Source organism: Microbacterium sp. HA-8 (assembly GCF_046111165.1).
Lineage (GTDB): Bacteria > Actinomycetota > Actinomycetes > Actinomycetales > Microbacteriaceae > Microbacterium.
Window position 1 is genome coordinate 185,265 of record NZ_CP162025.1, and the last position, 14,000, is coordinate 199,264.

The following is a 14,000-nucleotide window of genomic DNA, read 5'->3' on the forward strand; positions in this document are numbered from 1 at the left end:
GTCCGCATGCCGGAGCAGCGTGAGGCGCCGGAGGGACTCGCCGAGGCGGCGACCGACGCGATGGCCGAGGCGGTCACCCCGATCGAGCGCGTGCGGGCGCTCGAGAGCTGGCTGGCGCAGGACGGCTTCTTCAGCCACGGACTCGAGGGCGAGGCGCTCTCGCCCGCCGGCCACGGCGCCGCGCGCGTGACGACTCTGCTCGGCTCGGACCAGATGATCGGTGATGACGAGCAGTACGCGGTCGCGATGTCGCTCATCGCGGCCGAGCTCGGCATCCCCGCCCGTGTCGTGATGGGCTTCCACGCCGACGAGGAGGATCCGGCGGGGCAGGTCTTCACGGCGACGGGTGCGGACCTGCACGCCTGGGTGGAGGTCGCCTTCGAGGGCTACGGCTGGCTGCCGTTCGACCCGACCCCGCCCGAGGACCAGGTGCCCAACGACCAGACCACCAAACCCAAGGCCGATCCCCGGCCGCAGGTGCTGCAGCCCCCGCCGCCGCCGCAGGAGCCGGTCGAGCTGCCGCCCACGGTCGCCGACGATCGCGAGTCCGAGGAGGATCAGGAGGCGGGCGCCGGGTGGATCGTCACCGTGCTGCTGATCGCGGGCGGTGTCCTCGCGGTGTTGGCCGTGCTGCTCGCGCCGTTCATCGCGATCCTCCTGCTCAAGGCCGCCCGCCGCCGGCGTCGCCGCGCCGCCCCCGCCGTCGCCGACCGCATCAGCGGAGGCTGGGACGAGCTGGTCGACCGGGCCGTCGACCTGCGCGCGCCGCTTGCGGCGGGTGCGACCCGTGCCGAGAGCGCTCCGGTCGTGGGGTCGAGTCTCGGTCAGCCCGCCGTCACCGCACTCGCCGCGCGGGCGGACGCCGAGGTGTTCGGCCCCGGCGAGCCCTCCCCGGAGCGGGTGGATGACTTCTGGCGCGAGATCGACGCCGTGCTGGCGGGGTCGGACGCCGGGCTCGGGCGCTGGGCTCGGCTGCGCGCGCGTGTGAGTCTGCGCTCCCTCCTGATTCGCGCGCGCCTCGGCGAGGTGCGCGCGAGCATCGCCCAGCGGGCGACGCAGATCGCCCGCGACGCCCGTGACACGGCTCCCGCACGTCGCGGCGCCCGCCCCGCCGCCGCCGACACCGGGCACGACGCAGCCCGAGCCGAAGAGGACCCTCGATGACGACATCCGCCGATTCCACGCCCTCGCTCGCCCGCCGCGCGGGCGCCTACGCGATCGATGCGGTCATCGCGGGTGTGGTGACGTCGGTCGTGACCGGCGTCGCCGCGATCGTGTGGCTGACCGCGCAGACCTCGCCGCTGGTCGTGGTGGCGGCGGCGTGGGCGGGCGGGTTCGCATGGCTGCTGATCTACACCGCGATGCAGGGTGGGCGCGGCTCCCTCGGACAGCGTGCGCGGGGACTGCGTCTCGTGCGGCAGGACGCCGCCGCCCGTCCGATCGGCTTCGCCCGGGCCCTGCTGCGCAACATCGTCTGGGGCCTTGCCTGCGCCGTCGTGGTCGGGTACTTCACGCCCCTCTTCGACCGCAGCGGCCGCCGTCAGGGCTGGCATGACCGGGCCGCAGGTTCGGTGATGATGGATGCTGCGCCCTCGCGCACCGGATCTCCGGCCGAGTCCGGGACCGAGCAGGGCGCGGCGCCCGCGCTGGCGCCTCATGCGGGCGCGGGCACCGACGCGCCTTCCGGCGAGCCCCTGTCGTTCCTGCCTCCCGGTCCCGTGCTCCCTCCGCCGTTCGCATCGGTCGGCCCGCCGCCCGTGCCGCCCGCTGCCGTCGCGCCGGCATCGGTCGCGCCCCCGGCACCCGCGTACCCCGTGCCGCCCGTGCCGGCGACAGGGCTGATCTCCCACGTCCCCGGCGTCACGTCCCAGGATTCCGCGGCGACTCCGCCGGCCCCGGCTCCGACGACTCCGCCGGCCCTGACCCCGCCGGCCCCGGCGCCGGTCGCGCCGCCCGTGCCCCCGGCTCCGGACGGGCCCACCGCCCGCCCCACTCACGCCGCGTCGACCGATGAGCTCGCGCTCACGCGTATCGCCTCCGGTGAGCGGGCGCTCGTGACCCTCGTCTGGGACGACGGTGCGCACCAGGCGGTCTACGGACGCACGGTCTTCGGTCGCAATCCCGCGCCCGAGACGGGGGCGCTGACCGCCGCCGTGCGCGACGAGACCCTCTCGCTGTCGAAGACGCACTTCGAGATCGGGGCCGGCGACGACGGCACCCCCTACGTCCTCGACCGGCACTCGACCAACGGCGTGGTGCTCGTGCGCTCCACCGAGCGGCAGCGAGCCGAGGCGGGGGTGCGCCTGGCGGTGCGCGCGGGCGACGTGCTCGAATTCGGCGATAGACGACTGAGCATCGAGGTGCCCGCATGAGCCCCCGCGACGAAGGCCCGCCGATCCGCGTCGCGGTCGGCGCCGCCACCCACGAGGGGCTGCGCCGCCGGATCAACGAGGACGCCCACCTCGCGCGTTCCCCCCTGTTCCTGGTCGCCGACGGCATGGGCGGGCACGACGCCGGCGACATCGCGAGCGCCGCCGTCATCGACGAGTTCTCAGCGCTTCCGGGCACCAGTGTGACCGTGGACCATCTCCAGCAGGCGCTCGAACGCGCGCGGGTGCGCGTCGATGCGCTGCGGGCGGGGGAGCGCGCGGCGGGCACGACGCTCAGCGGCGTCGCGATCGCCGACATCGACGGCGAAGGGTACTGGCTGACGCTCAACGTCGGCGATTCGCGCACCTACCGTTTCTTCGACGGAGTGCTCGAGCAGATCAGCGTCGACCACTCCGTCGTCCAGGAGCTCGTGGACTCCGGCGCACTCGATGAGGGGGATGCCGCGTCCGACAGTCGTCGCAACGTCATCACCCGCGCGATCGGCGCCGGCAGCACGGGCGAAGCCGACTTCTGGCTGATCCCCGCCGAGGCGGGCGACCGCATGCTCGTCTGCTCGGACGGTCTGTCGGGCGAACTGGATGCGCAGGGCATCGCCGACATCCTGGCGGGTGTGCGTGACCCGCAGCTCGCCGCGAACCGCCTCGTGCACGAGGCCATCCTGCGCGGCGGACGCGACAACATCACGGCGATCGTCGTCGATGCACTGGAGGTCTCGACCCGCAACGCGGGCGACGATCACGACACGCGGCCTCCGGAGCCGGCGGATGACGGTCCCGACGTCGACACGGAGACCCGGCCGCGCGCGGCCGCATCGGAGGGAGCACGATGAGCGAGATCACCTATGCCGGGGGGCGCTGGCCGGCGGTGGCGGTGCCCGCCGGGCTGGCGGTGTTCGAACCGGGCGTGCCGACGGCCGTCGTGCGGGCGATCGGCGAGCGTCTGGCGTCGGGGGGTGTCGGCGCAGTCATCGGGGCGCTCGCCGAGGCCTTCGGCACGACCCTCGTCACCCTGCCGACCTTCGGGATCGTGCTGTTCGAGGGCGACGGGGTGCGCATCCTCGTGCGCGGCGACCTCGATGTCGATCTGACGACGGAGGCGGGAGTGGAGACCGTGGGCAACGCCGAGGTCTCGACCTGGACCGAGCGCTTCGCCCCGCGCGCCTCGGCCGTCGTGCTGCGCGCGGGCGGAGTGGACGGGCCGGCGCCGGAGGCCGATCGGATGCCGATCCGAGACGGCGTGGTGCTGTTCTCGGAGCTGCGGATCGCGGTGCAGGCCGACGTCGCCGCGCCGGCACCCGCGGCAGCCCCGAGCACGGCGGGCGCGGCGGACGGTGCGGCGTCCTGGACGGTTCCGCTGGATGCGACCCTCGAGGAGCTCCAGACCTCCGCGCCGGAGCCCGAGCTCGAGGCCGTTCCAGAGCCTGCCACCGCGCCGGAGCCCGCCACCGCACCCCAGCCGGCACCCGTGCCCGCTGACGCGGAGTACGACCACCTGTGGGGTGCCACGGTGGCCCGCTCGGTCGAGGACGCGGCCGTGCGTCCCGTCTCGGCTGAGGAGACCGACGCGGAGGAGCCGGTCGCGCCGGTCGTCCCGCCCGCGCCGCAGGGCGACCACGACGGGGCCACGATCTCGGTCGAGCAGGCCCGACAGCTCCGCGGGGCCGGGGCCCCGGCATCCCCGCCCACGGCACCGACGATGTCCCTGCGTGCCGTGCCCCGGGGCCGCATCCGGCTCTCGACGGGACGCATGGCCATCCTCGATCGACCCGTCGTGATCGGGCGACGCCCGCGCTCGACCCGGGCGTCGGGCAGCGAGCTTCCCGAGCTGATCGCGGTCGACAGTCCGCAGCAGGACATCAGCCGCAGCCATGTCGAAATCCGCTCCGAGGGCGAGAGCGTGCTGGTGGTCGATCTGCACACGACGAACGGCACGACGCTGCGGCGCGGAACCCAGGACCCCGTCCGCCTGCACCCCGGTGAGCCCACCGTCGTCGTCACGGGGGACGTGCTCGATCTCGGCGACGGCGTGACGGTCGCGTTCGAGGACCTGCCGTGAGCACGAAGCGCCCGCCCGCGCCGCCGCCGCAGCTGCCGGGCTTCACCTATCTCGAGCTGCTGGGCTCGGGCGGCTTCGCCGACGTCTACCTGTACGAGCAGCAGCTTCCCCGGCGCCGCGTCGCCGTCAAGGTGCTGCTGCCCGATCGCCTGACGACCGGCTCGGCCGAGGAGTTCACCGCCGAGGCCAATGTCATGGCGATGCTCTCGACCCACCCGGCGATCGTGACGATCCACCAGGCGGGCGTCGCGGGCGACGGACGGCCGTACCTCGTGATGGAGTACTGCCCCAAGCCCAACCTGCAGGTGCGCTATCGGGCCGAGCCCTTCTCGGTCGCCGAGGCGCTGCGCACCGGCATCCAGGTGGCGGCGGCGGTCGAGACCGCCCACCGTGCCGGCGTGCTGCACCGCGACATCAAGCCCGCCAACATCCTCGTGACCGAGTACAACCGGCCGGCGCTGACGGACTTCGGCATCGCCTCGTCGGATGCGACGGGGGCGGGGGCCTCGGCGGGCCTGTCGATCCCGTGGTCGCCGCCGGAGTCGTTCGCCGACGCCCCGCAGAGCGGACCGCGCTCCGATGTCTACGCGCTCGGTGCGACGCTGTACAGCCTGCTCGCGGGGCGCTCGCCCTTCGAGACCCCGGGGCGCCGCAACACCGGCGCCGACCTGATCGAGCGCATCGTGTCGCAGCCCCTGCCGCCGCTCGAGCGCCCCGACGCGCCCCGCGCGCTCGTCGGCGTCCTCGAGCGGGCGATGGCCAAGAATCCCGGCGACCGCTTCGACAGCGCGGTCGCCTTCGCCCGTGCTCTGCAGAAGGTGCAGATCGAGCTGGCGCACTCGGTCACGCCCATCGACATCCTCGATGACGCCCCCGCGGCGCCCGACGAGGCGGGCGACGACGACGGTCTCACCCGCGTGCGGGGAATCGTCAGCATCGACCCGCAGACCTCGCCGGCCGCCGGGCCCACCCGTCCCTCGGCGTTCGGCGCCCCCGCCGCCCCTCCCCTGTCGGGCGCGCCCGTCGCCTCCTCCACGACGGATGCCGTCGCCCCGGTCGTCGTGGACGACCCGGGCGAGACGGTGCTCCGCGCCGACGCCTCGCACGCGTCCGCGGCGCCCGCTGATCCCGCGGCCGACTCAACCCTGCGCCGGCCGGTCTCCGTCGCCCCGGCCGCGTCGCAGGCACCGTCACCGGCCTCCCCGCCGGCCGCACCCGCCGTCGTACGGCGACGGCGCGGCGTCTGGGTGGCGGTCGGCGTCGCGGCGGCCCTCGTCATCGTCGGCGGTGTCGTGACGGCATCCCTGCTCACCGGTGGGGACGCGGCGGAGCCGTCGGCTTCTCCGACCGCGGCCCCCGTCGACGTCGTCGGCGCGGCGGTGCCGACGCCGACGGATCTCACCGGTCGGGTCAGCGACGCGGGGGTGGTGTTCACCTGGACCAACCCCGATCCCCGTAGCGGCGACCTCTTCCTGTGGCGGATCGATGCCCCCGGCCAGGAGGAGGCGCTGACCTCGACCGACCAGAGCACCGTCACGGTGCCCGCGGATGCCGGAGCGACCTGCATCGAGGTGCTGCTGCGGCGCGCCGACGGTCAGGCGTCGCAGACACCGGCGACGGGATGCGCGCCGTGAGCGCCGACATCCCCATCGAGACCGTCCCGCCCGAGGATCCCGCGGGGCGTCCCGCCGCGGCGACGCTGGAGTTCGCGGGCGAGTACCACCGCCTCGAGCCCGGGCGTACGTTCACCGTCGGGCGGGAGGGCGATCTCGAACTCGACGACAACCTCTTCCTGCATCGGCACTTCCTGCGAGTCGAGCACGTGTCGGGCCTGTGGTGGCTGGCCAACGTCGGCTCGCGACTGAGCGCGACGGTCACCGACTCGGAGGGGCGTGTGCAGGCGTGGCTGGCGCCGGGGGCCCGGCTGCCGCTGGTCTTCCGGGCGACGACGGTGGTCTTCAGTGCGGGACCCACGACGTACGAGCTGACGGTCCACGCCGATGAGCCCGCCTTCCGCGAGGTGCCCCGGCCCGCCGCGGAGGAGGGGCTCAGCACGATCGGCGCGGTCCCTCTCACCGAGAGCCAGAAGCTGCTGATCGTCGCGCTCGCCGAGCCGGTTCTGCGCCGAGACGGCACCGGCATGAGCGAGCTGCCGACCTCGGCCAAGGCCGCAGAGCGCCTGGGATGGACGCTCACCCGGTTCAACCGCAAGCTCGACAACGTGTGCGACAAGCTCGACCGCCTGGGTGTTCCCGGCATGCGCGGCGGCGTGCGGCAGTTCGCCACCAATCGCCGGGCGCGGCTCGTCGAGCACGCGATCGCGGCGCGGCTCGTGACCCGCGACGACCTGGCCCTGCTGGACGCGCCGCCCGCCGGCTCGACCGACCACGCCCCCGCGGGCGAGGAGGAGAACGAATGAAGCTGCGCGCCACTCTCGTGCGACCCCGCGGCGACGCGGAGGACATCGCGATCACGGCGGACGCGACCGCGCGCGTCGGCGACATCGCCCGTACGATCGTCATCGCCGATCCCCAGCGCGCGCACGACGGGGCGGGGGAGGCGACGCTCGAGGTGTTCAGCACGATCGGCCAGGCACCCGGCCGTGTGCTCGATCCCGAGACGACCCTTTCGCACGTGGAGATCGCGGCGGGCGCGGCGCTGCGTGTCGTCCCCACCGACTACGCACAGCGATCCCCCGTGGGCGAGCTGCGCATCACGCAGGGACCGGCGGCCGGGGCGAACTGGCCCCTCACCCGGGGGGCGTTCTCGATCGGCCGCGACGCGGCATGCGACATCGTGATCGATGATCCGCTCGTCTCCAAGCGCCACGCGCGGCTCGAAGTCGGCCCCGACCACATCGAGCTCGTCGACGCGAACTCCGCCAACGGCGTGCTCGTCGACGGAGCCGCCGTGCCGCACCTGGCCTCGACGCAGGGCCGGATCACCGCGGTGCTCGGCGACAGCGTCGTCGAGATCCGTGTCGCGGTCGCCGACCCCGACACGGCCGCCGCGATCGCTCCGCGGCAGATCCCGTTCGTGCGCTCCCCCCGCGTCGAGCGCCGCTACCTGGGCGAGGAGCTGGCCGGTACCGACCTGCCCGTGCCCCCTCGCCCGCAGCCGTTCCCGTGGCTGGCCCTCGTCGCGCCGATGCTCATGGGTGCGACGCTCTTCGCCGTCACCGGCAGTGCCATCTCCCTCGTGTTCGTCGCGCTCTCCCCGATCCTCATGATCGGAACGTGGCTGACCGCGCGCATGAACGCGAAGGCGCAGCTGAGTGATGACAAGGCCCGATTCGAGCAGCAGCTCGAACGTCTGACCTCCCGGCTCGACGCCGAACGCCGGGAGGAGGCATCCATCCGCCGTGCCGAAGTGCCCGAACTCGATGCCGTCTGCGCCGATGCGGTCGCCGCCGGCCCCCTCGTCTGGACGCGGCGTGTCGAGCACTGGTCCTTTCTGCACGTGCGACTCGGGCTGGGTGCCGCGACCTCGCGCAACACCGTCGCGGATTCGTCGCAGCGCGATCGCGCCTTTCCGGAGTACCTCGAGCGTCTCGACGCCGTCGTCGAGGCGCATCGTTTCGTGCCGGACGTGCCGATCCTCGAATCCCTCCCCGACGCGGGCGCGCTCGGAATCGCCGGCTCGCCGGCGGGCGCGGCCGGGGCCGCCCGGGCCCTCCTCGCCCAGGTCGGCGCGCTGCACGCGCCCGCCGACGTCGTCATCGCGGGATTTCTGGGCGCCTCGTGGACCCCCGAGTTCGCCGACAGCAAGTGGATGCCGCACACCTGGGCGGCGCAGGAGCTGCTCGGCACCGCGAGCCTCGCCGACAACCCGGCGACCGGCGCACGGCTGCTCGCCCAGCTCGAAGAGATCGTCGAGGCGCGCGGGCGCAGCGCCGCAGCCGCAGAGCGGCTCGGGGCGCAGAAGGAGGAGGACGCCGCCACGCGCGCCGGCGCAAGCGTTGGCGAGACCCGCGGACAGAGGGCGGGCGTGCCGACACCGGCGATCGTCGTGCTGATCACCCCCGATGCGCCGGCTGATCTCGGCCGGCTGATCCAGTTGAGCGAGCGCGCTGCCGGCCGCGGTGTGCTGCCGGTGTGGATCGGCGCCGCCCCCGCCGATCTGCCCGCCGCGTGCCGCACGTGGCTGCACGTGCCGGCGGGGGGCGACCCCTCCGCCCACTTCGTCCGGCTCGGGGAGAGCGTCGCCCCGCTGACGGTCGACAGCCTCGATCCGGCCCGCTTCGCCGTCGTCGCCCGGGCGCTCGGTCGCCTGACCGATGTCGCCGACGTCGCCCACGACGAGGCCGACGTGCCGCGCACCGTCTCCCTCGTGCACCTGCTCGGCCGAGAGGCCGCCGAGCAGGCCGAGGCCGTGATCGACCGCTGGACCCAGAACCACTCCATCGCCGCCCGGCGCACCCCCGGCGGGCGCGGCTACCAGCCCAAGCTTCGCGCGCTCGTGGGGCAGACCGGCCAGGGCGCCCTGCACCTCGACCTGCGCGCGCAGGGCCCGCACGCGCTCGTCGGCGGCACGACCGGGTCGGGCAAGAGCGAGTTCCTGCAGGCGTGGGTGCTCGGGATGGCCGCCGAGTACAGTCCCGAGCGCGTGACGTTCCTCTTCGTCGATTACAAGGGCGGGTCGGCGTTCGCCGACTGCATCCGCCTGCCGCACAGCGTGGGTCTGGTCACCGACCTCAACCCCCACCTCGTGCGGCGCGTGCTCGTGAGCCTGCGAGCGGAGCTGCACCATCGCGAGCGCCTGTTCAACCGCAAGAAGGCCAAGGATCTGCTCGAACTCGAAAAGGCCGCCGACCCCGACGCGCCGCCGGCGCTCGTGCTCGTCATCGACGAGTTCGCGGCTCTCGCCAAAGAGGTGCCCGAGTTCGTCGACGGGGTCGTCGACATCGCCCAGCGCGGCCGTTCGCTCGGCATCCACCTGATCATGGCGACCCAGCGTCCCGCCGGCGTCATCAAAGACAACCTGCGTGCCAACACCAATCTGCGGGTCGCCCTGCGCATGGCCGACGAGACCGACAGCGACGATGTCATCGGCTCGGCGGACGCGGCGCTGTTCGATCCGGGCCTGCCCGGGCGCGGTATCGCCAAGACGGGACCGGGTCGCACCACCCTGTTCCAGTCGGCCTACACCGGCGGGTGGAGCCTCGACGAGTCCGACGACACGGTCGTCGAGCTGCGTCCCTTCGGGCTCTCCGACGCGCCCGCCTGGCCGGTGCCCGAGGCGCCGTCATCCGCCGCGGACGCCGAAGACCTCGGCCCGAACGACCAGCAGCTGCTGGTGGAACGGATGGTGCAGGCGGCGCAGGGGGCGGGGCTCGCGGCGCCCCGCCGGCCCTGGCTGGACGAGCTCGCCCCCACGTTCGATCAGACGCTCCTGCCCCAGCGCACCGACGCGGCCCTCGTGATGGGCGTGATCGATCTGCCCGAGCGGCAGGAGCAGACCGCCGTCGCGTTCCTGCCGGACGACGAGGGTCACGTCGCCGTCTTCGGCACGGGCGGCTCGGGCAAGAGCGTCGTGCTGCGCACCCTCGCGATCTCGGCGGGGATCACCCCGCGCGGCGGTCCCGTGCACGTGTACGGCATCGACGCCGCCGCCGGCGGTCTTCGCATGCTCGAGCCGCTGCCGCACGTGGGCGCCGTCATCTCGGGCGACGACGCGGAGCGCGTCGAGCGCCTGTTCGGGATGCTGCGCCACGAGCTCGACCGGCGGGGCGATGCGTATGCAGCCGTCGGCGCGTCCAGCCTCACGGAGTACCGCGCGCTCGCGGACGCGCCCGACGAACCGCGCCTGCTGGTCCTGATCGACGGATTTCCCGCGTTCCGCACCGCCTACGAAGCCGTCACCGGTCGCGCCGACACCTATCGCGCGCTGCAGCAGGTGCTCTCCGACGGTCGTGCCCTCGGCATCCACGTCGCCCTCACCGCCGACCGGGGGCAGAGCGTGCCCTCGGCGCTGCAGGCGATGATCCAGCGGCGCGTCGTGCTGCGCATGACCGACGACGACGCCTACTCGCTGCTGGGCGTGCCGCGCGACATCCTGTCCTCCGACGCCGTGCCGGGTCGCGCGATCATCGACGACCGCGAGGCGCAGATCGCCGTGGTCGGCGGCACCCGCAGCACGAAGGAGCAGGCGACCGCGATCGAGCGGATGGCGGCATCCATGATCCGGCGCGGACGCACCCAGGCGCCGCCGATCCGCTCGCTGCCGCAGCTGTACGGGGCGGGCGAGCTGCCCGCGACGCGTGGCGATCAGGTCGTCATCGGCCTCGCCGACACCGACCTCGGGCCTTTCGGGATCGAGCCGTCGGGCACCTTCATCGTCAGCGGACCACCCGCCAGCGGCCGGAGCAACGCCGTCGCCGCGATAGCCGCGCAGGTGGTGCGGGCGCGACCGGGAGTGCCGACGTACTTCATCGGCGATCCGCGCTCGCCCGCCGTCTCGGCGGTGCCGTGGCGACAGGTCTCGCCCGACGCGTCCCGCGCGATGGCCGCGCTCGCCGACGCCGAGGAGCGCGCCGATGCGGGTGAGGTGCCCCTCGTCGCCATCGAGGGCATCGGCGAGTTCGCCAACTCGCTGATCGAGATGCCGCTGTCGAACCTCGTCAAGCGCGCCGCACGCGGCGAGGTTCTGCTCGTCGTCGAGGGCGAGATCGGGTCGTGGAATTCGAACTTCGGACTGTTCGGCGAGCTCAAGGCCGCGCGCCGGGGGATCATCCTCCAGCCCGAGACGATCGACGGCGAGGTGGTGCTGAAGGCGCCGTTCCCGCGGCTGCAGCGGGGCGAGTTCCCCGTGGGTCGCGGCATCCTCGCGCAGCGCGGAAAGCTCGTGCGGCTGCACCTGCCCCTCGTCGTACCGGAGTCCTGAGCCCGCGCGTCTGGGTATTTGTCCCCATCGGCGCTTTCGTGGCCGCCGGTTAGTCTCGAAGAGTCAGAAGTGCCGTCCGTCCGGGCGGCGCCCGGGGGAGGAAAGGGCTACCCATGTCGAACTTGAACGTCACCTACGACCAGATGCACCAGGCCGCCGGCCGCCTTCGCCAGGGACAGGCCGAGATCGAGGCCAACCTGCAGCAGCTGCGCCAGCTGGTCGCCCAGCTCGTGCAGGACGGCTTCACCACGACCCGCGCCTCGGGTGCCTTCGACGCCTCGTACACCGAGTTCAGCACCGGCGCCACCAAGACCGTCCAGGGCATCGACGGCATGGCCACGTTCCTCGACAAGGCCGCCGAGGCTCTGCGCACGACCGACGAGCAGCTCGCCAGCCAGCTCGGCCAGTAGCGCGGCTCAGCGGCCGGTGTCGAACAGGTGCCGGCCGCCGTGGCCCAGCACCTTGACCACGATGCCGCGGCGGTGCAGCTCGGCCACCGCGCGGGTCTCCTCGTCGATGTCGCGGCCCAGCGCATGCACGGTCGCGACCACGAGCACATCGCCGGGCTGCAGAGTGTCGAAGAAGCGGCCGAGCCGGTCGGACCACCCCTCGAGGGATTCGGGCGACGGGTGCCGGAATCCCTCGATCGGCACGCCGAACCGCGTGAGATCGTCGCGCTGAAGCGCGACCGAGGGCATGTCGGGCCGCGAGACGACGAGCCCGACGAGCCTCGCTCCCGCGGGCCGGGCGAGCCACCAGTCGCGATCAGCCTGCAGTTCGGTGAAGCACTTGGGGCAGGCGGCTGCGGCGTGCGGGAGGGTGATCGGACTCGACTGCGGCGCGTCGGCGCCCGGCATTCGCACGGTCACGCCGCCGGTCTGTGCGTCGTCGCTCATCTCGCCCTCCCTCGCGCCGCAGGCGGCAGACTCCGCGACGCCCCTCCATTGTGCCCGACGGCGCCCGCCGGGCTCAGTCCCGATCAAGACGCAGCTGGATGCTGAGCTCTTCAGCGTCGAGTTCGTCGAGCGCGTGCCGGAGGGCCACCGAGCTGAACGCGCCGTCGCCGCGCACGTCGACCAGGCGCACCCGCATGGCCCGCAGCGCGATCAGGCGCAGCTCGAGTGCCTCGCGCGCGGCGACCGACAGATCATCGTCGCGCGGCTCGGTCCACTTCTTCAGCACCCGCTCGCGCATCCCGGAGTCGAACGTGTTGCCGTCCGCGCGGCGCAGCGCGGGATCGCCGATGGCGGATGCCGCGGCGGCGTGCAGTTCCACGTTCAGGCGCTCGAGCTCGGCTCGGGTCGGCCCGCTGCCACCTTCGCCGGACAGGCCGAGCCGCCGCGCGAGCCACGCGAGGGTGCCGCCCTGGATCAGCAGGGTGCCCGCCGCGACGAGGAATGCGACGAGCACGAGCAGCGCCCGGCTAGGGGTGTCCCGCGGAAGGGTCTGCGCCGCTGCGAGCGTCACGGCACCGCGCATACCCGCCCAGACGATCACCGTGCCGTGGCGCCAGCCCAGCGGTGAGGACTCGAAATAGTCCAGGTCGGCCAGGGCGCGTCTGACCCGCCGTCGCGCCGGGTGCCAGGGGCGGCGGGCGAGCTTCTCCTCGAGGCCGCGCAGCGCGACGCGGCCGCGATCGACCCCGCGTGCACGCCGCGACTGCAGCCAGATCAGGGGCGCGACCCAGAGGGAGCGGACGGCGATGACGATCAGCACCGCGACGGCGGCGAGCCAGGCGGCGTGCGCGAATCCGCCCATGCTCTGCCGGTTCTCGTCGAGGATGGCGGAGAGTTCCAGTCCCATCACGAGGAAGACCGCTCCCTCGAGCACGAGTTCGATGGTGCGCCAGTTCACGCGATCCGACAGCCGCTGCTCGGGCGTGAACCACCTCGCGGCGCCGTGACCCGTCACGATCCCCGCCACCACCGCGGCGACCAGACCCGAGCCGCCCAGGTGCTCGCTGGGCAGGTAGGCGGCGAAGGGGACGACGAAGCCGAGAGCCGTACCCGCCGTCGTGTGCCGGATCCAGGAGCGCACGCGCAGGTTGATCCAGCCGATCACGAGCCCGACGGCGACGGCGATGAAGACCGCCCAGGCGAAATCCAGCAGACCCTCGCTGAACGTGAACGATCCCGTCACGGCGCCCAGCGCCGAGCTCAGCAGCACGAGAGCGGTCGCGTCGTTGAGAAGACTCTCCCCCTCGAGCACGGTCACGACCCGGGGTGAGATGCCCAGGCGCTTGACGATCGATGTGGCCACAGCATCCGTCGGGCTGAGGATCGCGCCCAGGGCGATGGCGAGCGCGATGCCCAGGCCGGGCACCGCCCACGCGAAGAACAGGCCGAGCGCGAACGATGTCAGCAGGACGAGGGCGACCGAGAGCCCGCCGATGGCTCGGAAATCGCGGCGGAACTCCATCGCCGGCAGCGACACCGCCGCCGAGTACAGCAGCGGGGGCAGGACGCCCATGAGGATCCACTCGGGGTCGATCAGGACATCCGGAACGAAGGGCAGCAGGCTCACCCCGACGCCGATGAGCACGAGCGCGAGCGGAGTGACCACGCCCACGCGGGGCGCGAGGGCGGTCACGACCGCGATCGCGACGACGCCGAGGATGAGGACGAGCAGCAGATCCATGAGGAGACCGAGCCTATTGGGTGAGTTGCTGCGGC

At 73.4% G+C, this 14,000-nt stretch carries 10 protein-coding genes; 8 read left to right on the plus strand and 2 right to left on the minus strand.

Annotated features, from left to right (window positions below):
- Positions 1 to 60: 60 nt before the first annotated feature.
- The 8 genes from AB2L57_RS00850 to AB2L57_RS00885 all read left to right on the plus strand — a co-directional run bounded on the left by AB2L57_RS00850 (position 61) and on the right by AB2L57_RS00885 (position 11,738).
- Entirely contained in the window at positions 61 to 1,164 is a 1,104-nt protein-coding gene (locus AB2L57_RS00850; RefSeq protein WP_409048656.1) for a transglutaminase-like domain-containing protein, read from the plus strand.
- On the plus strand, positions 1,161 to 2,372 hold the full coding sequence (locus AB2L57_RS00855) for an RDD family protein (RefSeq protein WP_409047851.1): 1,212 nt from the start codon (positions 1,161 to 1,163) through the stop codon (positions 2,370 to 2,372). Before AB2L57_RS00850 ends, AB2L57_RS00855 begins: the two co-directional genes overlap by 4 nt.
- Positions 2,369 to 3,220, plus strand: coding sequence for a PP2C family protein-serine/threonine phosphatase (locus AB2L57_RS00860; RefSeq protein WP_409047852.1), 852 nt, complete (start codon positions 2,369 to 2,371; stop codon positions 3,218 to 3,220). The genes AB2L57_RS00855 and AB2L57_RS00860 overlap by 4 nt, the downstream gene beginning before the upstream one ends.
- On the plus strand, positions 3,217 to 4,446 hold the full coding sequence (locus AB2L57_RS00865; protein WP_409047853.1) for an FHA domain-containing protein: 1,230 nt from the start codon (positions 3,217 to 3,219) through the stop codon (positions 4,444 to 4,446). The genes AB2L57_RS00860 and AB2L57_RS00865 overlap by 4 nt, the downstream gene beginning before the upstream one ends.
- Positions 4,443 to 6,080, plus strand: a complete 1,638-nt coding sequence (locus AB2L57_RS00870; protein ID WP_409047854.1) for a serine/threonine-protein kinase — start codon at positions 4,443 to 4,445, stop codon at positions 6,078 to 6,080. The genes AB2L57_RS00865 and AB2L57_RS00870 overlap by 4 nt, the downstream gene beginning before the upstream one ends.
- Positions 6,068 to 6,865 (plus strand): hypothetical protein, encoded by a 798-nt coding sequence (locus AB2L57_RS00875; RefSeq protein WP_409047855.1) that lies wholly within the window; start codon positions 6,068 to 6,070, stop codon positions 6,863 to 6,865. Before AB2L57_RS00870 ends, AB2L57_RS00875 begins: the two co-directional genes overlap by 13 nt.
- Positions 6,862 to 11,328 carry an FtsK/SpoIIIE domain-containing protein gene (locus AB2L57_RS00880; RefSeq protein ID WP_409047856.1) on the plus strand — a complete coding sequence of 1,489 codons (4,467 nt, stop codon included), beginning with the start codon at positions 6,862 to 6,864 and terminating at the stop codon, positions 11,326 to 11,328. Before AB2L57_RS00875 ends, AB2L57_RS00880 begins: the two co-directional genes overlap by 4 nt.
- A 113-nt stretch (positions 11,329 to 11,441) precedes the next feature.
- Positions 11,442 to 11,738 carry a WXG100 family type VII secretion target gene (locus AB2L57_RS00885; protein WP_292810223.1) on the plus strand — a complete coding sequence of 99 codons (297 nt, stop codon included), beginning with the start codon at positions 11,442 to 11,444 and terminating at the stop codon, positions 11,736 to 11,738.
- A 6-nt stretch (positions 11,739 to 11,744) separates the two neighbouring features.
- Here AB2L57_RS00885 and AB2L57_RS00890 read toward each other — a convergent pair whose 3' ends face one another.
- Positions 11,745 to 12,224 (minus strand): recombinase family protein, encoded by a 480-nt coding sequence (locus AB2L57_RS00890; RefSeq protein ID WP_409047857.1) that lies wholly within the window; start codon positions 12,222 to 12,224, stop codon positions 11,745 to 11,747.
- Positions 12,225 to 12,297: 73 nt separating this feature from the next.
- On the minus strand, positions 12,298 to 13,965 hold the full coding sequence (locus AB2L57_RS00895) for a cation:proton antiporter (protein ID WP_409047858.1): 1,668 nt from the start codon (positions 13,963 to 13,965) through the stop codon (positions 12,298 to 12,300).
- Positions 13,966 to 14,000: the final 35 nt, after the last annotated feature.

What these genes read in the sequence shown, in the direction of transcription:
- AB2L57_RS00850 (WP_409048656.1), top strand. Translation starts at nt 61, where the DNA reads ATGGCCGAGGCGGTCACCCCGATCGAGCGCGTGCGGGCGCTCGAGAGC.
- AB2L57_RS00855 (WP_409047851.1), top strand. Translation starts at nt 1,161, where the DNA reads ATGACGACATCCGCCGATTCCACGCCCTCGCTCGCCCGCCGCGCGGGC.
- AB2L57_RS00860 (WP_409047852.1), top strand. Translation starts at nt 2,369, where the DNA reads ATGAGCCCCCGCGACGAAGGCCCGCCGATCCGCGTCGCGGTCGGCGCC.
- AB2L57_RS00865 (WP_409047853.1), top strand. Translation starts at nt 3,217, where the DNA reads ATGAGCGAGATCACCTATGCCGGGGGGCGCTGGCCGGCGGTGGCGGTG.
- AB2L57_RS00875 (WP_409047855.1), top strand. Translation starts at nt 6,068, where the DNA reads ATGCGCGCCGTGAGCGCCGACATCCCCATCGAGACCGTCCCGCCCGAG.
- AB2L57_RS00880 (WP_409047856.1), top strand. Translation starts at nt 6,862, where the DNA reads ATGAAGCTGCGCGCCACTCTCGTGCGACCCCGCGGCGACGCGGAGGAC.
- AB2L57_RS00885 (WP_292810223.1), top strand. Translation starts at nt 11,442, where the DNA reads ATGTCGAACTTGAACGTCACCTACGACCAGATGCACCAGGCCGCCGGC.
- AB2L57_RS00890 (WP_409047857.1), bottom strand. Translation starts at nt 12,224, where the DNA reads ATGAGCGACGACGCACAGACCGGCGGCGTGACCGTGCGAATGCCGGGC.
- AB2L57_RS00895 (WP_409047858.1), bottom strand. Translation starts at nt 13,965, where the DNA reads ATGGATCTGCTGCTCGTCCTCATCCTCGGCGTCGTCGCGATCGCGGTC.